General features: G+C 61.9%; 17 protein-coding genes. 10 read left to right on the forward strand and 7 right to left on the reverse strand.

Annotation, left to right across the window (positions count from 1 at the left end; genetic code table 11):
• The first annotated feature begins 125 nt into the window (after nucleotides 1-125).
• Entirely contained in the window at nucleotides 126-1,484 is a 1,359-nt protein-coding gene (locus ACYSTU_RS07800; protein WP_498997252.1) for an 8-oxoguanine deaminase, read from the forward strand.
• Between the two features lie 124 nt (nucleotides 1,485-1,608).
• On the opposite strand, the gene ACYSTU_RS07805 is transcribed toward ACYSTU_RS07800, so the two are convergent.
• A complete protein-coding gene (locus tag ACYSTU_RS07805; protein ID WP_122508668.1) occupies nucleotides 1,609-2,700 on the reverse strand; it encodes a calcium:cation antiporter in 1,092 nt (363 codons plus the stop codon).
• A gap of 287 nt (nucleotides 2,701-2,987) precedes the next feature.
• On the opposite strand from ACYSTU_RS07805, the gene ACYSTU_RS07810 reads away from it, so the two are divergent.
• The 3 genes from ACYSTU_RS07810 to ACYSTU_RS07820 all read left to right on the forward strand — a co-directional run bounded on the left by ACYSTU_RS07810 (nucleotide 2,988) and on the right by ACYSTU_RS07820 (nucleotide 6,205).
• Nucleotides 2,988-4,061: a BMP family ABC transporter substrate-binding protein gene (locus ACYSTU_RS07810; protein ID WP_016771815.1), complete on the forward strand. Its 1,074-nt coding sequence runs from the start codon at nucleotides 2,988-2,990 to the stop codon at nucleotides 4,059-4,061.
• Nucleotides 4,062-4,205: 144 nt separating this feature from the next.
• The gene (locus tag ACYSTU_RS07815) at nucleotides 4,206-5,171 is read left to right on the forward strand and encodes a 2-oxoglutarate and iron-dependent oxygenase domain-containing protein (RefSeq protein WP_498997257.1); all 966 of its coding nucleotides are present in this window, start codon (nucleotides 4,206-4,208) and stop codon (nucleotides 5,169-5,171) included.
• An 80-nt stretch (nucleotides 5,172-5,251) separates the two neighbouring features.
• Entirely contained in the window at nucleotides 5,252-6,205 is a 954-nt protein-coding gene (locus ACYSTU_RS07820; RefSeq protein ID WP_024011466.1) for an adenosine deaminase, read from the forward strand.
• Nucleotides 6,206-6,336: 131 nt separating this feature from the next.
• Here ACYSTU_RS07820 and ACYSTU_RS07825 read toward each other — a convergent pair whose 3' ends face one another.
• The 3 genes from ACYSTU_RS07825 to vimR all read right to left on the reverse strand — a co-directional run bounded on the left by ACYSTU_RS07825 (nucleotide 6,337) and on the right by vimR (nucleotide 9,828).
• Entirely contained in the window at nucleotides 6,337-7,719 is a 1,383-nt protein-coding gene (locus ACYSTU_RS07825; protein ID WP_498997260.1) for an MFS transporter, read from the reverse strand.
• A gap of 127 nt (nucleotides 7,720-7,846) precedes the next feature.
• Nucleotides 7,847-8,581, reverse strand: a complete 735-nt coding sequence (locus tag ACYSTU_RS07830; protein ID WP_016771819.1) for an ArsR/SmtB family transcription factor — start codon at nucleotides 8,579-8,581, stop codon at nucleotides 7,847-7,849.
• Between the two features lie 317 nt (nucleotides 8,582-8,898).
• Nucleotides 8,899-9,828, reverse strand: a complete 930-nt coding sequence (vimR, locus tag ACYSTU_RS07835) for a transcription regulator VimR (RefSeq protein ID WP_016771820.1) — start codon at nucleotides 9,826-9,828, stop codon at nucleotides 8,899-8,901.
• Between the two features lie 119 nt (nucleotides 9,829-9,947).
• Here vimR and ACYSTU_RS07840 point away from each other — a divergent pair, with 119 nt between their 5' ends.
• The 3 genes from ACYSTU_RS07840 to ACYSTU_RS07850 all read left to right on the forward strand — a co-directional run bounded on the left by ACYSTU_RS07840 (nucleotide 9,948) and on the right by ACYSTU_RS07850 (nucleotide 11,613).
• The gene (locus ACYSTU_RS07840) at nucleotides 9,948-10,241 is read left to right on the forward strand and encodes a putative quinol monooxygenase (RefSeq protein WP_016771821.1); all 294 of its coding nucleotides are present in this window, start codon (nucleotides 9,948-9,950) and stop codon (nucleotides 10,239-10,241) included.
• A 32-nt stretch (nucleotides 10,242-10,273) separates the two neighbouring features.
• Nucleotides 10,274-11,287, forward strand: coding sequence for a zinc-binding alcohol dehydrogenase family protein (locus ACYSTU_RS07845; RefSeq protein ID WP_136492278.1), 1,014 nt, complete (start codon nucleotides 10,274-10,276; stop codon nucleotides 11,285-11,287).
• A 152-nt stretch (nucleotides 11,288-11,439) separates the two neighbouring features.
• Nucleotides 11,440-11,613 (forward strand): hypothetical protein, encoded by a 174-nt coding sequence (locus tag ACYSTU_RS07850; RefSeq protein ID WP_168772664.1) that lies wholly within the window; start codon nucleotides 11,440-11,442, stop codon nucleotides 11,611-11,613.
• A gap of 17 nt (nucleotides 11,614-11,630) precedes the next feature.
• Here ACYSTU_RS07850 and ACYSTU_RS07855 read toward each other — a convergent pair whose 3' ends face one another.
• Nucleotides 11,631-12,827, reverse strand: coding sequence for a multidrug effflux MFS transporter (locus ACYSTU_RS07855; RefSeq protein ID WP_024011460.1), 1,197 nt, complete (start codon nucleotides 12,825-12,827; stop codon nucleotides 11,631-11,633).
• 87 nt (nucleotides 12,828-12,914) lie between these two features.
• Nucleotides 12,915-13,112, reverse strand: a complete 198-nt coding sequence (locus ACYSTU_RS07860) for a cation transporter (RefSeq protein WP_024011459.1) — start codon at nucleotides 13,110-13,112, stop codon at nucleotides 12,915-12,917.
• Nucleotides 13,113-13,260: 148 nt separating this feature from the next.
• On the opposite strand from ACYSTU_RS07860, the gene ACYSTU_RS07865 reads away from it, so the two are divergent.
• The 3 genes from ACYSTU_RS07865 (at nucleotide 13,261) to cueR (ending at nucleotide 16,610) form a co-directional block, all read left to right on the forward strand.
• A complete protein-coding gene (locus tag ACYSTU_RS07865) occupies nucleotides 13,261-13,644 on the forward strand; it encodes a hypothetical protein (protein WP_122611286.1) in 384 nt (127 codons plus the stop codon).
• 162 nt (nucleotides 13,645-13,806) lie between these two features.
• Nucleotides 13,807-16,200, forward strand: coding sequence for a copper resistance metal-translocating P1-type ATPase CueA (cueA, locus tag ACYSTU_RS07870; RefSeq protein WP_498997269.1), 2,394 nt, complete (start codon nucleotides 13,807-13,809; stop codon nucleotides 16,198-16,200).
• Complete coding sequence (gene cueR / locus ACYSTU_RS07875) at nucleotides 16,197-16,610, forward strand: Cu(I)-responsive transcriptional regulator (RefSeq protein ID WP_016771827.1); 414 nt, start codon at nucleotides 16,197-16,199, stop codon at nucleotides 16,608-16,610. The genes cueA and cueR overlap by 4 nt, the downstream gene beginning before the upstream one ends.
• Here the strand turns inward: cueR and ACYSTU_RS07880 are convergent.
• Entirely contained in the window at nucleotides 16,564-17,772 is a 1,209-nt protein-coding gene (locus tag ACYSTU_RS07880) for an MFS transporter (RefSeq protein ID WP_498997273.1), read from the reverse strand. The two genes, cueR and ACYSTU_RS07880, sit on opposite strands and share 47 nt — an antisense overlap.
• Nucleotides 17,773-17,786: the final 14 nt, after the last annotated feature.

Below are 17,786 nucleotides of genomic sequence, written 5' to 3' on the forward strand. Positions count from 1 at the left end.
CGCTTGCCCGGCGCGGCGATTTGTTTGAAACTGCGCGCCTCGTCCTTCGCGGCGACCCTGGATCAGCAGACAGGGCAACACTGAGCTGGCAACCCTGAACCCAACTTTCAGAGGAGCCGGCCACAATGCCTGCGACCCGTACCTGGTTAAAAAATCCCCTCGCCATTTTCACCTCCAACGAGCTTGATGCCCGTGGCGGCCTTGTCGTGCAAGACGGTGTGATCGTCGAAGTCCTCGCTGCCGGTCAGCAGCCGTCGGCGCCGTGCAATGAAGTGTTCGATGCCCGCGAGCATGTGGTCCTGCCGGGCCTGATCAACACTCACCATCACTTCTATCAAACCCTGACCCGCGCCTGGGCGCCGGTGGTCAATCAGCCGCTGTTTCCGTGGCTGAAAACCCTGTACCCGGTATGGGCGCGGCTGACCCCGGAAAAACTCGCCCTCGCCACCAAAGTGGCGCTGGCCGAATTGCTGCTCTCAGGTTGCACCACCGCTGCCGACCATCACTATCTGTTCCCGGATGGTCTGGAAAACGCCATCGACGTGCAGGTCGAAACGGTGCGTGAACTGGGCATGCGCGCCATGCTCACGCGCGGCTCGATGAGCCTTGGCGAGAAGGACGGCGGTCTGCCTCCACAACAAACGGTGCAGGAAGGTCAGGTGATTCTCGACGACAGCCAGCGGCTGATTCACGAGTACCACGAGCGTGGCGACGGCGCGCAGATCCAGATCGCACTGGCGCCATGTTCGCCATTTTCGGTGACCCCGGAAATCATGTCGGCCAGTGCTGATCTGGCGAACACGCTCGATGTGCGTCTGCACACCCACCTCGCTGAAACCCTTGATGAAGAAGACTTCTGTCTGCAACGCTTCGGTCTGCGCACCGTCGATTATCTGGACAGCGTCGGCTGGCTCGGCCCGCGAACCTGGCTGGCCCACGGCATCCATTTCAACCCCGACGAAATCGCCCGCCTCGGCCAGGCCGGTACCGGCATCTGCCACTGCCCAAGCTCGAACATGCGCCTGGCGTCCGGCATCTGCCCGAGCATCGAGCTGACCGACGCCGGCGCGCTGTTCGGCCTTGGCGTCGACGGTTCGGCATCCAACGATGCCTCGAACATGATCCTCGAAGCGCGTCAGGCTTTGTACATCCAGCGCCTGCGCTACGGCGCCGAAAAGATCACCCCGGAGCGCGTGCTGGGCTGGGCGACCAAGGGTTCGGCGAGCCTGCTCGGTCGCAGCGACATCGGCGAAATCGCCGTGGGCAAACAGGCGGATCTGGCGTTGTTCAAGCTCGATGAACTGCGCTTCTCCGGTAGCCACGATCCGATTTCGGCGCTGTTGTTGTGCGGCGCGGATCGGGCGGATCGGGTGATGATTGGCGGCAAGTGGCGTGTGGTTGATGGTCAGGTTGAAGGGTTGGACCTGAAAGGTTTGATCGCCGATCACAGCCAGGCGGCTCGGCAGTTGATTGCCGGTACCTGACTCACCGCCGTTCAAAACTGTGGGAGCGAGCCTGCTCGCGAAGAGGGAGTGTCAGACAACATGTTTGTTGGATGACACACCGCTTTCGCGAGCAGGCTCGCTCCCACAGTTGTTTTGTGTGGGCTTAGAGACCAAGTAGCGACAGCATGATGAATGTGGCAAACAGCACAAAGTGCGTCATCCCCTCAATGGCGTTGGTTTCGCCGTCATTGAGGTTGATCGCGCTGACGATCAGGGTGATGAAGATCATCACCGTTTGCACCGGGGTCATCGCCATTTGAAACGGCTGGCCGGTGTACAGCGCCATCGCTTCCATCACCGGTACGGTCAGAATCACCGTCGACAGTGACGCGCCCATCGCAATGTTGACCACCGACTGCATGCGATTGGCCAGTGCCGCACGCAGTGCAGTCAGAATCTCCGGCGCGGCGGATATCGCTGCCACCAGAATCGCCGTGATCACCGGCGGCGCGCCCGTGCCTTCCAGGCCCAGATCGAGGGTCTTGGACATCACCTCGGCCAGTGCGCCGATGATCACCACCCCCGACACCAGAATGCCGATCGACAGCGCCAGGCTGACCGGCTTCGGCTCCTGCTCGACCGGCTCCTTCTTGCGACGTTTGTCCGGGTAGCTGTAGCTGAAAAAGTAACTGTGCGGGCCGACCTGCATGCGCAGGAACAGCGCGTAGAGCACCATCATCGCGCCAATGGTGAACGCCGAATACATCTTCCAGTTGGCCTCGGGAATGAACTCCGGGACCACCATCGACACGCCCATCGCAGTGAGGATCATCACGCTGTAACTGCGCGCCGAATCGTCGTTGTAGGACTGTTCGCCGTGTTTGATCCCGCCCATCAAAGCGGCGAGGCCGAGGATGCCGTTGATGTCGAGCATCACCGCTGAATAAATCGTGTCGCGCACCAGCGTTGCCGAGGCTTCGTTGCTCATCATGATCGCCAGGATCACCACTTCGACCAGCACCGCCGAGAGCGTGAGGATCATCGTGCCGTAGGGATCGCCGACCTTTTCCGCCAGCAGTTCAGCGTGATGAGCAACACGCATCGAAGCGGCGACAATAAAGGCGATCAGCAGCAGACCGCCGCCCAGCGCGACGATCTGGCCGCTGTGCAGCAGCCAGTGTTCCAGTGGATAAGCGACGCACGCGGCAAGGACTGCCAGCACCAGGAAGCTTTCTTGTTTGAGGATCGAGAGCATGACGGGCCTTTTGCCGAAAAGAGCTGATGAAGCTACTGACTGCCGCGCGCCGCTAACGTTTCGTTACATCTTTGCGCACCACGCGATGGCAGCTGGATTCAGGCATGCACTTTTATTGGCCTTGCCGGCCTCTTCGCGAGCAGGCTCGCTCCCACATTCAAATGCGTCCCCTGTGGGAGCGAGCCTGCTCGCGAAGGCCGCGCCGCGTTTTCGAATGCGTTTGTTGTCCTGTTGGTCAGCAATTTGCATTGGCCCTGGGCACACACAACAAAATGGAGTTCGGGTTCATGCCAATACGTCCGCTGCACAAACTGCTGTACGCCGCCATCGGTCTGGGAATCAGCCTGAGCGCCAGCGCTGCCGATCCGCTGAAGGTCGGTTTCGTCTACATCGGCCCGATCGGTGACCACGGCTGGACGTATCAGCACGAACAGGGGCGCAAGGCCCTGGCGGAAAAACTCGGCACGCAGATCACCACCAACTACGTGGAAAACGTCGCCGAGGGCGCCGACGCCGAGCGGGTGATCCGCAACATGGCCAAGGACAAATATGACCTGATCTTCACCACGTCTTTCGGCTACATGAACCCGACAGTGAAAGTCGCCAAGCAATTCCCCAAGGTCACTTTCGAACACGCCACAGGCTACAAGCAGGACAAGAACCTCGGCACTTACCTGGCGCGCACTTACGAGGGCCGTTACGTCGGCGGTTTCCTCGCGGCGAAGATGACCAAGACCAAGAAGATCGGCTATGTCGCCTCGTTCCCGATTCCGGAAGTGATCCGCGACATCAATGCCATCCAGTTGGCCCTGAACAAGTACAACCCTGGCACCGAAATCAAAGTGGTGTGGGTCAACTCCTGGTTCGATCCGGGCAAGGAAGCCGACGCCGCCAACGCGCTGATCGATCAAGGCGTCGACGTGGTGTTCCAGCACACCGACAGCCCGGCGCCGATCCAGGCTGCCGAACGGCGCGGCGTGTATGCCGTGGGCTACGCCTCGGACATGGCCCACTTCGGCCCGAAAGCGGTGCTGACCTCGATCGTCAACGACTGGGCGCCACACTACATTCAGGCGACGCAGAGCGTGATCGATCACACCTGGAAATCTCAGGATTACTGGGGCGGGTTGAAGGAAGGCACGGTGGAACTGCCGATCAGCGATCTGGTGCCGGCGCCGGTCAAAGCCGAAGCCGAGCAGTTGATCGCCGACATCAAGAGCGGCGCATTGCAGCCGTTTACCGGGCCGATCAAGGATCAGGCCGGTGTGGAAAAAATCCCCGCGGGCGTGAGCGCGACCAATGCGGAACTGGCTTCGATGAATTATTACGTTGAGGGCATGAAGGCCGAGATGCCGAAGTAGTCCCCCGATTCACCACACAGAACCCTGTGGGAGCGAGCCTGCTCGCGAAAGCGGTGTGTCATTAACAAAAATGTTGTCTGACACTCCCTCTTCGCGAGCAGGCTCGCTCCCACATTGGAAACACAGCGTATTCAAGGATTGTGTATGGATCAGCTTCCGATCATTGATATCAGCCCGCTCTATAGCGACGACGAAAACGCCTGGCCTGCGGTGGCCGAACAAATCGACCAAGCCTGTCGCGAGTGGGGCTTTTTCTACATCAAGGGCCATCCGATCTCGACGCAGCGCATCGACGCCCTGCTCGATCACGCCCAGCGCTTCTTTGCATTGCCAGCCGCAGAAAAACTGAAGATCGACATTACTCAGACCCGCCACCATCGCGGCTACGGCGCGATTGCCACAGAGCAACTGGACCCGGACAAACCCAGTGACCTCAAAGAAACCTTCGACATGGGCCTGCACCTGCCGAACGAACATCCCGAGGTGCTCGCGGAAAAACCTTTGCGCGGCCCCAATCGGCATCCGGCGCAACCCGGCTGGGAAACGCTGATGGAGCAGCATTACCTCGACATGCAGGCGCTGGCGCAAACCCTGTTGCGGGCGATGACCATTGCGCTGGGCATCGAGCGCGACTTCTTCGATTCGCGCTTTGTCGACCCGGTCAGCGTGTTGCGCATGATCCATTATCCGCCGCGTCACACCGCCAGTTCCGCCGAGCAGCAAGGCGCCGGTGCCCATACCGATTACGGCTGCATCACCCTGCTCTATCAGGACAGCGCCGGCGGTTTGCAGGTGAAGAACGTCAAAGGTGAATGGATCGACGCGCCACCGATTGACGGCACGTTCGTGGTCAACCTCGGCGACATGATGGCGCGCTGGAGCAACGACCGTTATCGCTCGACGCCGCACCGGGTGATCAGCCCGCTGGGCGTGGATCGCTATTCGATGCCGTTCTTCGCCGAACCGCACCCGGACACGCGCATCGAATGCCTGCCCGGTTGCCAGGACGCACAGCATCCGGCGAAATATCCGACCACCACCTGTGCCGAATTCCTGCTGTCGCGCTTCGCCGATACCTACGCCTATCGCCGTGAACAAGAGGCGGTTTGATCGATCACCTGGTCAGGTTTTGCCAATTGTTGCGGCCAGCCTCTGTAGAATGCCGGCATTGCACCTGATGAGAAAAGACTATGTACGACTGGCTCAACGCCCTGCCCAAAGCCGAACTGCACCTGCATCTGGAAGGTTCGCTGGAGCCTGAACTGCTGTTCGCCCTGGCCGAACGCAACAAGATCGCCCTGCCGTGGAGCGACGTCGAAACCCTGCGCAAGGCCTACGCCTTCAACAACCTGCAGGAATTTCTCGACCTGTATTACCAGGGCGCCGATGTGCTGCGCACCTCGCAGGATTTCTACGACCTGACCTGGGCCTACCTGCTGCGCTGCAAAGCACAGAACGTGATTCACACCGAACCGTTCTTCGACCCGCAGACCCACACCGACCGGGGCATCCCGTTCGAAGTGGTGCTCAACGGCATCGCCGCCGCGCTCAAGGATGGCGAGACGCAACTGGGCATCAGCAGCGGTTTGATCCTCAGCTTCCTGCGCCACCTCAGCGAAGACGAAGCACAGAAAACCCTCGATCAGGCGCTGCCGTTCCGTGATGCGTTTGTCGCGGTCGGGCTCGACAGTTCCGAGATGGGCCATCCGCCGAGCAAGTTCAAACGCGTCTTCGATCGCGCCCGCGACGAAGGCTTCCTCACCGTCGCCCACGCCGGTGAAGAAGGCCCGCCGGAGTACATCTGGGAAGCCATCGACCTGCTGAAAATCCAGCGCATCGACCATGGCGTGCGCGCCATCGAAGACGAGCGCCTGATGCAGCGGATCATCGACGAGCAGATTCCTCTGACCGTATGCCCGCTGTCGAACACCAAGCTCTGCGTGTTCGATCACATGTCGCAGCACAACATCCTCGACATGCTCGAGCGCGGCGTGAAGGTCACGGTGAACTCCGATGACCCGGCGTATTTCGGCGGGTACGTGACCGAGAACTTCCATGCGCTGCACGAGCATCTGGGCATGACCCAGGATCAGGCCAAGCGCCTGGCGCAGAACAGCCTGGATGCGCGGTTGGTAAAACCTTAAGCAACACCGCATCACCTGCATAACCCAATGTGGGAGCGAGCTTGCTCGCGAATACGGTGTGTCATCCAACGCAGATGTTGTTTGATACACCGCTTTCGCGAGCAAGCTCGCTCCCACAGTTTTGATCAGCGTTAGCCAGTGACTTCGGTTTCAGTAAGCTCTTCCAGGGTCTTGCCCCGCGTCTCCATCCCGAACAGCCACACCACGCCCGCCGCAATCGCGAAGCACGCTGCGCCCAGCGCGAACACCCCGCCCTGCCCGGTAATCGGGAACACCAGCCCGGTCACCAGAGGCCCGAGCAGTGAGCCGACGCGGCCGATGGCCGAGGCGAATCCCGAGCCGGTTGCCCGCGCTGAAGTCGGATACAGCTCCGGCGTGTAGGTGTAGAGCACCGCCCACATGCCGAACAGGAAAAACTGCATCAACAGTCCGGTGCCGATCAGCAACGCGACGTTGCCGCCGAACACCGCACTCTGCCCATACAGAAACGCCATCACCCCGCCGCCGAGCAGGGTGACGATGCACACCGGTTTGCGCCCCCAACGCTCGACCAGCCACGCCGCCATGAGGAAGCCGGGAATCCCGCCGAGCGAGATCAGCACGGTGTAATACACCGATTGCGTCACGGCGAAACCCGACTGCTGCAGCAATGCGCTGAGCCAGGAAGTCAGCCCGTAAAAACCCAACAATGCGAAGAACCACAGACTCCAGATCATCGTCGTGCGCTGGCGATATTGCGGCGACCAGATCTGCTTGAGCGCCGAGAAGAAATTGCCCGGTGGCGTCACCGTGCGTGGCAAACGAACCGGTTCCGGTAACGCCGCACCGCCCAGCGAAGCACGCACCCGCGCTTCAATGCCGTTCAACACTTTGTCCGCGTCGGCGTCGCGCCCGGCCTGTTCCAGCCATCGCGGTGACTCAGGGACGAAAAAGCGGATCGCCAGGACAAATACCGCAGGCACCGCCAGTACCAGGAAGATATCGCGCCAGCCAATCAGCGGCAGCAGGAAGTACGAGAGCACGCCCGCCGCGACAAAACCCAGCGGCCAGAAGCCGTCCATCAGGACGATGTAGCGCCCGCGCCGTTGTGCTGGAATCAATTCCGACAGCATCGACTGTGCGATGGGAAACTCCATGCCCATGCCAATTCCGAGCAGGATGCGAAACAGCGTCAGCGTCTCCACCGTCTGCGCCGTCGAACACAGGTAACTGGCCACGCCCCACAACACGATGCTCCACTGAAACACCGGTTTGCGCCCGAAGCGGTCGGCGAGCATCCCTGACAACGACGCCCCGAGCACCATGCCGAAAAAGCTCGAGCTGGCCAGCAGCCCTGCCTGTGCACTGCTCAGGCCGAACTCGGCTTTGATCGAGCCGAGCAGGAAAGTCATCATCGCCAGATCCATGGAGTCGAAGAAAAACGCCAAGGCTATGATGATGAAAATGACGCGGTGATAACCGCTGAGCGGCAGCCGTTCCAGGCGCTCAGCCGCACTAAATCGTTGTGTATTCATGTTGCGCTCCCCCATCCGAAAAATCCCCGGATCGAGTGTGCGTCATGGTCATTCAGAGTTCGTACTGGATGCGACCTGTTCACAGCCGTGGACGACGTCAGCCCTCAGCTCATCGCCGAGCAACGCTCTAGAACGCTGTTTCCAGCTCGGTTTCCTTGGCAAAGCGATGGATTTCGCGCTGGCCGGTGGCGGTCAACTGCAAGGCGCGGGAATCGTTGGGCAAGGTCAGCCAGCCGGACTGCATGAACAACTGCAACAGCGCCGCGCCCAGTGAGCCGCCCATGTGCGGACGGCGCTCGCTCCAGTCCGGGCAGGCGCAGGCGACCTGCACGTTGCGGTGGGCCAGGGCCTGGATGAACACACCGCGCTGGGCCAGTCGGGTGGAGCCCTTGTGCGTCACCACCACCCGCTGCTCAAGCTGTTCGATCCAGCCGGCATCGAGCAGGCGCTGATACAGGTCGGCCGCCAAAGTACCGCCCAGATGATCGTCGCAGAACCGCGCGCGCAACAGCGAAGACGGCGCCGCCTGTGGTCTGACCATGGGAGCCGTGCGTTTCAGCGCATCAGGGATTTGCCGTGGCGCGCTGGCAATGGTGGCGCTGGCCAGTGCTTCGATCGCCGCGCCGATTTCCGGTGCCGCCAGGCGAAAGAAGCGTTTGCGTCCACGCATTTCGATGTTCAACAGCCCCCCTGCGGACAGGCGTCCCAGATGCGCACTGGCCGACGACGGCGAGAGCCCGGCCAGCAGCGCCAGCTCTTCGGCTTGCCGGGCCGAGCCATCCATCAACGCCCACATCATCGCGCTGCGCTTGGGGTCGGCCAGCAATGTCGCGATCTGGCTGATGCACGGTGCATGTTCCATATGTTCACTCCCTGTTGAATCGTATCGTCTACCGCTCGGAGACATCCTGGCCGGTTATGGGGCATCGGCCAACACGCGAAAATCGCCCGGGATCGGTGGCAAGGGATGCCACCGACACCAGCTGCTCCGGCACACAACCTGGCAGCAGAAGTAGCAACCGTCACCAAAAGCCGGCAACGCGTTACGGGGTCTGCGCGCCGGGTGTCAGTGCAGGCATGAGGCGGGCGCTAGTATAAGCGGGTTAAGCCAGACGTCCTGCGCCTGGGCCTGGGCAGGTGGCGATTGTTCCTGACAGAAATTTCTCTAATTGCCTGCGACTAATGATCAACTTTGAGGAAACCGGGAAATTGGCTACTCAATTCGGCGCATCGGCTGGCGAGCATCTCCCTCAGCAGGTTCACCGGCTTACTCAATTGTGCGCGATGGGCGCACAACAGATTCAGCGGTGCGCGCTCACACAGCAGTTCCGGCATCAGCACTTTGAGGCGTCCGGCGAGCACATCGGCGCCGACGTCGAGCCAGGATTTGTAGGCGATACCGGCACCGGCCAGCGCCCATAGCCGCACGACGTCGGCGTCATCGCTGAAGCGGTCGCCACTCACGGTCAGGCCGACTTCACGCTTGCCATCGTGAAAACTCCAGTGGTCGTGGACGCGGCTGCCGAGCATGTACAAAAGGCAATTGTGCTGGGCCAGTTGCTCAAGCTGGCGCGGTTCGCCATGCCGGGCCAGGTAATCGGGAGATGCGCACAACACGCGGCGATTGTGTGGCGCGATGGGCAAGGCGATCAGGCTGGAATCTTCCGGCTCGCCGTAGCGCAGGGCGATGTCCACCGGCTGCCGGAACAGGTCGGCAATGCGGTCGCCAAGCAGCAGGCGCACCGTCAGCTTCGGGTGTTCACGCTGGAACGCGTCGAGCCACGGCAGCAGCAGATTGCGGCCGAAGTCCGAGGGTGCTGACAGCTGCAGAATTCCGCTGACCTGATCCTGACCGCTGGCGAGCAGGCGACGCCCTTCGTCGAGATTGCTCAGGGCGGCGCGGGCATATTCGAGAAAGCCTTCGCCCTCGGCGGTCAGGCGCAGGCTGCGGGTCGACCGCGCCAGCAGTCGTGCGCCGAGTTGCTGCTCGATGCGCTTCAACGCTGCGCTGGCCACCGCCGCAGACATGTCCATCACCCGTGCCGCCGCCGACAGGCTGCCCAGATCCGCCGCGCGGACAAACAACTGCAGGTCATCAAAACGCAGCATGCGCAGCCTCGATTATCAAAAAAATATTGAAAGAGACTGCTCTTTTAGCCGCTTTTATCGCGCAGAGAAATAGCCAATGATGGCCTCCATCGAATTCGTCCCGATTCTGGAGTCCGCGCATGTCCCAGCCCTTTACCGCTATCGCCACCCTGACCGCTAAATCCGGCCAGCAGGACGTTCTCGAACAGGCGCTGCGCGCCCTCGTCGAACCGAGCCGCGCCGAGCCGGGTTGTGGCCAGTACGACCTGCACCGCGACCTTGCCGATCCGCAGGTTTTTTATGTCATCGAACAGTGGGCCAGTGACGAGATTCTTGAGGCGCACAACGCCAGCGCGCATTTTCAGAAATTTCAGGCCAGCGCCGGCCACACCATCGAACACTTCCAGCTCAAACGCCTCGGCAAAATTGCCTGATTCCTCCTTCTATCAACTGTACGGAGCCACTTATGAAAGCCATTGCCTATTACGCTTCCCTGCCGATCAGCGACGACAAGTCCCTGCAGGACATCGAACTGCCAGAACCGGTCGCCGGCCCGCGCGACCTCTTGGTGGAGGTCAAAGCCATTTCGGTCAACCCGGTCGACACCAAAGTGCGGCAGAACGTGGCGCCGGAAAACGGCGCGGCGAAAGTGCTGGGCTGGGACGTTGCCGGTGTGGTCAAGGCTGTAGGCAGCGACGTCACCCTGTTCAAGGCCGGTGACAAGGTCTTTTACGCCGGTTCGATTGCCCGGGCCGGTGGTAACAGCGAGTTGCACGTTGTCGATGAGCGCATCGTCGGTCACATGCCCAAGTCCCTCGGTTTTGCCGAAGCCGCCGCGCTGCCGCTGACCGCGATCACTGCGTGGGAATTGCTCTTCGAGCGCCTGCAAATCAGCGAAGGCAGCAATGATCAAGGCCAGAGCCTGCTGATCGTTGGTGCGGCGGGCGGCGTGGGTTCGATCCTCACTCAATTGGCCAAGCAATTGACCGGCCTGAAAGTCATCGGCACTGCCTCCCGTGCGCAAACCCGTGACTGGGTCAGCGCACTCGGTGCCGATCTGGTCATCGATCACAGCCAGCCGCTGAGCGAAGAATTGAAGCGCGCCGGCATCGACAGCGTGACCCACGTCGCCAGCCTGACCCAGACCGATCAGCATCTGCCGCAACTGGTCGAAGCCCTCGCGCCGCAAGGCAAGCTGGCGCTGATCGACGATCCGAAGTCACTCGACATCAGCCTGCTCAAGCGCAAGAGCCTGTCGCTGCACTGGGAGTTCATGTACACCCGCTCGTTGTTCGAAACGCCGGACATGATCGAACAGCACAAGCTGCTCAACCGCGTCGCCGAACTGATTGACGCCGGCACTTTGAAGACGACTTTGGGCGAGCACTTCGGCGTAATCAACGCGGCCAACTTGCGCCGCGCCCATGAGCTGCTGGAAAGCGGCAAGGCCAAGGGGAAAATTGTTTTAGAAGGTTTCTAAAAAAATAAAGCCTCGCAACCGCTCGTTATGCCAGAGCGGTTGCGGGGCTTTTTGCCGTCAGTCGGTTGCTTGACCCTTGTCACAATTACGCGGGTATCGAGGTCTACAATCGAAGCCTCTGCGATACATCTTTTACGCAAGGGAGGTCAGCAATGAAGATCCTGATAAAAGAAGTGGCAAAGTCCCAATGGCAGGTGCGTCTGGACCAGCACGTCGTGACCTTTCGCAGTGAAGCCGAGGCTCTGGCCTTCACTCGCACCCTCGAAGCGCGACTCTGCGCGCCCCACCGGATTCCCGAACCCACCCAGCAGCGCGCCGCCGGCTGAGTTCCAAAGTCGAGCGTTCAGACCTGGGCTTGCGCCAGCGCCCGGGCATTCTGCAAGCGCCGGGTGAGCAGCGCGACGCTCACCACCAGCAAACCACACAGGCTGATGACCATGGCCATCGGCACGGCGCTGCCATCGTGCAACACCCCCACCAACGCGGCAGCACCGGCGGCGATGCTGAATTGCAGGCAACCGAGCATTGCCGAAGCACTGCCGGCGCGGGCGCCCTGACCGTTCATTGCGCAAGCCGAGGCATTGGGAATGATGCAGCCGAGGCTGGCAATGCAGATGAACAGCGGAATCAGCAACGGCCACAACGCCTCTGGACGCATCGCGCTGACCGCCAGCAACGTCAGCCCGGCGAGGAAGTACACCCACACCGCGCGCACCAGCAAAAACGCCGGACCACGCTTGGCCAGCAGACGCGCATTGACTTGCGCCACCAGAATGAACCCCGCCGCGTTGGTGCCGAACAGCCAGCCAAAATGCTCGGCGGGTACGCCGTAGAGCTTGATGAACACAAACGGTGAACCGGCGATGTAAGCGAACATGCCGGCGATGGCGATGCCGCCGGTCAGGGCGTGGCCCAGATAGACCGAGTCCTTGACCAGTCGTGCGTACTGGCGCAACGCACCGGACAATGGCTGGCGCGGCACGTGGGCCGGCATGCTTTCCGGCAGCCCCAACGCCACCGCCAGACCCGCCGCCGCACTGAACCCGGTCAGGACCAGAAAGATCGACTGCCAACCCGTGGTATTGACCAGCAGCCCACCGAGCATCGGCGCCAGAATCGGCGCCAGGCCCATTACCAGCATCAACTGGGAAAACACTTTCGCCGAGCCCACCGCGTCGCACTTGTCGGCGACCACCGCACGGGAAATGACCATGCCCGCACAACCACCGAGTGCCTGGACGAAGCGCGCGCCGATCAGCCATTCCAGGCTCGGCGCGTAGGCGCAGGCCAATGACGCCAGAGTAAACAGGGCGACACCGCTGAGCAGCGGAAGCCGCCGGCCGAAACGATCGGAAATCGGCCCGTACGCCAGTTGGCCCAGCGACAGACCGAGGAAGTAGGCCGCCAGCGTCAGCTGGACATGCTGCTCATCGGTGCCGAACGCCAGTGCCATGGCCGGGAAGGCAGGCAAATAGAAGTCGATCGCCAAAGGACCGAAAGCGCTCAAGGCGCCGAGTATCAAAATCGTGCGGAAGTTCATCAGGCATCCAGGTGGGCAAGTCGCAGCCCGACAGTCTAGCCGCGCCCGGACGCCTTGAACATTCCGATAGCTCGCTAACGATCAATTTCAGACGAGCTTCACCTCATAACCCTCTTCGCGAATCGCTGCGATAACCTGATCGGCACTCAGCGCGCTTTCGACGCCGACTTCCTTGGCCGCCAGATCGACGCGCACGCTGGCTGCCGGATCCAGCGCCTGCACCGCAGTGGTAATGGCTCTGACGCAATGACCGCAGGACATGCCTTGAACGTTGAACACTTGCATGGGAAGACTCCTTTGAGTGAGGTTGCCGGCAGTCTCGAGCTTGCCACGATGGCAAGGTCAAGTTCTGCGAAAAACTGCCGGGCTGGCAATCGGCGCCGCGCTCGGCCAAGCTGCATGCATCAATGACTGGAATTCAGGAGATTCAGCCATGCGCTGGTCAGCTTTGGGCCTGTTTGGCTTGCTCAGCCTTTTCGCCGCCGTCCCGCAGGTGCAAGCCGCCGGCGAGGATTACGCGGTACTGATCATTTCCCGCGAGCGCCTCGAAGTGGCGACCTCGTGCGAAATCGGCGTGTACATCCAGGACCAGCTCTCGGCGCGCCTGTTCCAGGAGCAGAGCACGTCGTTTAACCTGCCACCGGGCAAGGTTTCGCTGCGCCTGAAACTGCTGCCGGGCCAGGCACCGGGTTGCAATCCCGGCATGCTCGCACCGGGCTCGCAGGAAATTAAACTGCAAGCGGGTGAGATCCAGAAGTACCGGATAGCGATGACGCAGGACGGCATGTATCTGAAGCGCGCCGATCTCGGTTATTGAGCAAATTCCTAACCTGTGGGAGCGAGCCTGCTCGCTCCCACAAGAATCGCCGATCGTTCCCACGCGGAGCGTGGGAACGATCAACATCTTGCGGAATGGTGCTTGACCTTGCCCGCATGGCAAGGTTGATCCTGTAGTCATCCACTACAGGGAGCGCGACCGATGTCCGAATCCACCACTTTCGATCTGCCGATTTCCGGCATGACCTGCGCCAGTTGCGCCGGGCGTGTCGAGCGGGCGCTGCGCAAGGTCAGCGGCGCCAGTGCCGTCAGCGTCAACCTCGCCACCGAACAAGCCCGGGTACAGGCGCCCGGCGACAGCCTCCCGGCGCTGATGCAAGCCGTGGAGCGCGCCGGTTACAGCGTGCCCCGGCAAACCGTCGAATTGAGCATCGACGGCATGACCTGCGCGTCCTGCGTCGGTCGCGTCGAACGTGCCCTGAACAAAGTCCCAGGCGTGAGCAGCGTCAGCGTCAATCTGGCCAATGAACGTGCGCACCTCAAATTGCTCGGCCAGGTCGATACGCAAACCCTGCTCGACGCGGTGAGCAAGGCCGGTTACTCGGCCAGCGTTTGGCAAGCCGAACGGCCACAGTCCGATGACCAGCAAAAACGCCTGAACCGTGAGCGCTGGGCATTGATGTGTGCGATCGCCCTCGCTCTGCCGCTGGTGCTGCCGATGTTACTGCAGCCGTTCGGCATTCACTGGATGCTCCCGGCCTGGGCGCAATTCGCCCTCGCCACCCCCGTGCAATTCATCTTCGGCGCACGCTTTTATGTGGCGGCGTGGAAAGCCGTGCGCGCCGGCGCCGGCAACATGGACCTGCTCGTCGCCCTCGGCACCAGCGCCGGTTATGGCCTGAGTGTCTATGAATGGGCCAGCGCCGCCGGACGCATGCCGCATCTGTATTTCGAAGCCTCGGCGGTGGTCATCGCTTTGGTATTGCTCGGCAAATATCTCGAAAGCCGCGCCAAACGTCAGACCGCCAGCGCCATTCGCGCTCTTGAAGCGTTGCGGCCGGAGCGCGCGATTCAAGTCATCGACGGGCGTGAGCAGGACGTTGCGATCAGCGCCCTGCGCCTCGACGATCTGGTGCTGGTCAAACCCGGCGAACGCTTCCCGGTGGATGGCGAAGTCGTCGAAGGCCAGAGCCACGCCGACGAAGCGCTGATCAGTGGCGAAAGCCTGCCAGTGCCGAAACAGCCGGGCGACAAGGTCACCGGCGGCGCGATCAACGGCGAGGGTCGTTTGCTGGTGCGCACCCAGGCGCTCGGCGCGGAAACCGTGCTGGCGCGGATCATTCGTCTGGTCGAAGACGCGCAAGCAGCGAAAGCGCCGATCCAGAAACTGGTGGACAAGGTCAGCCAGATTTTCGTGCCGACCGTGTTGCTGATCGCCCTGGCCACGCTGATTGGCTGGTGGCTGTACGGCGCACCCCTGGAAACTGCGGTGATCAATGCCGTCGCCGTGCTGGTGATCGCCTGCCCGTGCGCCCTCGGCCTCGCCACTCCGACGGCGATCATGGCCGGCACCGGCGTCGCCGCGCGCCACGGCATTCTGATCAAGGACGCCGAAGCGCTGGAGCGCGCCCATGAAGTCAGCAGCGTGGTGTTCGACAAGACCGGCACGCTGACCTCTGGCACGCCGCGAATCGCGCACTTCAGCGCCGTCGATGGTGACGAAAATAATCTGCTGACCTTGGCCGGTGCGTTGCAGCGTGGCAGCGAGCATCCTTTGGCCAAAGCGGTGCTGGATGCAGCCGCTGAACGCGGCTTGAACGTGCCCGATGTCAGCGACAGCCAGTCGCTGACCGGACGCGGCATCGCCGGCACGCTGGATGGCCGGCGCCTGGCGCTGGGCAATCGGCGGATGCTCGACGAAAGCGCCTTGAGTGCCGGTGAATTGAGCACATCCGCAGAAGCGTGGGAACGCGAAGGCCGCACATTGTCGTGGCTGATCGAACAAAGTCCTCAGCCGAAGGTGCTGGGTCTGTTCGCCTTCGGTGACACGCTGAAACCCGGCGCTCTGCAAGCTGTGCAACAACTCGCCGCGCGGGATATCCAGAGCCACCTGCTGACCGGCGACAATCGCGGCAGCGCACGGGTGGTGGCCGAGGCTCTGGGCATCCAAAATGTCCACGCCGAAGTGCTGCCTGCCGACAAGGCCGCGACCGTCGCCGAGCTGAAGAAAACCGGCGTAGTCGCCATGGTCGGCGATGGCATCAACGACGCCCCGGCCCTCGCCGCCGCCGACATCGGCATCGCCATGGGCGGCGGCACCGACGTCGCCATGCACGCGGCCGGCATCACCCTGATGCGCGGCGATCCGCGACTGGTGCCGGCGGCGCTGGAGATCAGTCGCAAGACCTACGCGAAGATTCGCCAGAACCTGTTCTGGGCCTTTGTCTACAACCTGATCGGCATTCCGCTCGCGGTGTTCGGCTTCCTCAATCCGGTGCTGGCCGGTGCGGCGATGGCGCTGTCGAGCGTCAGCGTGGTGAGCAATGCGCTACTGTTGAAAACCTGGAAACCCAAGGACCTGGAGGAACACCGATGAACATCGGCCAAGCAGCCCGACAGAGTGGCCTGAGTGCAAAAATGATTCGTTATTACGAGTCGATCGGCCTGCTCAAAGCGGCCAATCGCACCGACAGCGGCTACCGCGTGTACGGCAGCGATGACCTGCACACGCTGGCGTTTATCAAGCGCTCGCGGGATCTGGGCTTTTCCCTGGAAGAGGTCGGCAAGCTGCTGACCCTCTGGCAGGATCGCCAGCGCGCCAGCGCCGATGTGAAAGCACTGGCGCGCCAGCACATCGACGAGCTGAACCAGAAGATCCGCGAGCTCGGCGAGTTGCGCGACACCCTGCAGGATCTGGTCGAGCATTGCAGCGGCGACCATCGCCCGGACTGCCCGATCCTCAAGGAACTGGCGTCGGGCTGCTGCGCGCAACCCGCTCGCGCCTGATCCCCAGCAGCGTCACCACGCACAGGGTGCCGAGGGGAATGCCGTGGAACAGCATGACCACGGCCCCCGGCGTCCACCACGCATAGAACGGTGCGGCGACCAGCATGCCGATGCCGAATCCGGTCATCTGCAGCAAGGTCAGCACGCTGAAAATCGGCAGGCGCAACGCCGCAGGTTCCCGTTGCAGCCGTGACATCAAGCTGACTTCGGAAACCCCGTCGCCAAGCCCGGCCGGCAAGGCGAACAGCAGCAGACCGTAGAGGCTGTGCTGCTGGAACATCAGAATGAACCCGCAGGACATCAGCGCCACACCGCAGAAAAATCGTCTTTCAAGGTGGCTGTTCTCCGAGCCCTTGAGGTGACTGGCGATGCGTGCGCCGAGCAGTTTGCCGCTGGCCCATACCGCAAGCGCCAGGCCCAAGGTCGTACTCGCCGCCTCGGGCGTGAGCAGTTTCGAAATGATCGGGAAGCCGACGTTATGCGCGGCACTGCCCAAGGTGTCGGCCATGGTCACCGCGAGCATGGCCGCGACCACAGGCGCCGAACGCAGGCCCTGCCGCAGCGCAAACCATTCACCGCGTTGCGGCTGTTCGCTGACATCGTTTTTTTCGAAACGCAGGGGCACGATCAGCAGCGCCGCGAGCACATAGGTCAGCGCGTTGAGGGCGAAGACCGTTTCGAAACCAAAAGCAGCCACCAGCAACCCCGACACCAGACTGCCGCCGACCATCGCCGCAGAAGAAGCTGAAGTGATCCAGGCATTGGCCTTGAGCAATTGCGCCGGCGCGATCAAACGCGGCAACTGGCTGCTGAGACCGATGGCGAACATCGAATTGCCCAGGCCGAGGCCGAAGGCAATCAACGGCAACAGCCATGCCTGCTGACTCGCCGGTGTGATCAACAGCAGCCCCAGCAGTGCAGCACGCAACAGATCGAACGCAATCAGCGGCGTGCGGCCCTGCCAGCGTCGGTAGAAGCGTGTGCCGATCAGACTGGCGAAGATTCCGCCACCGACACGGCTGGCAAGGAAAATGCCGACGCTCATGGCGCTGTTGCTCAGCAGGTAGACGTAGGTGGCCAGCGCGACCATGTTGAGGAAGGCGCCGAAATCGGAGATCAGCCGGGCGGTTACGATCAGGTGGGTGTTGCGTGGGGTGGTCACATTCAGTCCTTGAG

The sequence above is a fragment of the Pseudomonas glycinis genome (genome assembly GCF_054871425.1).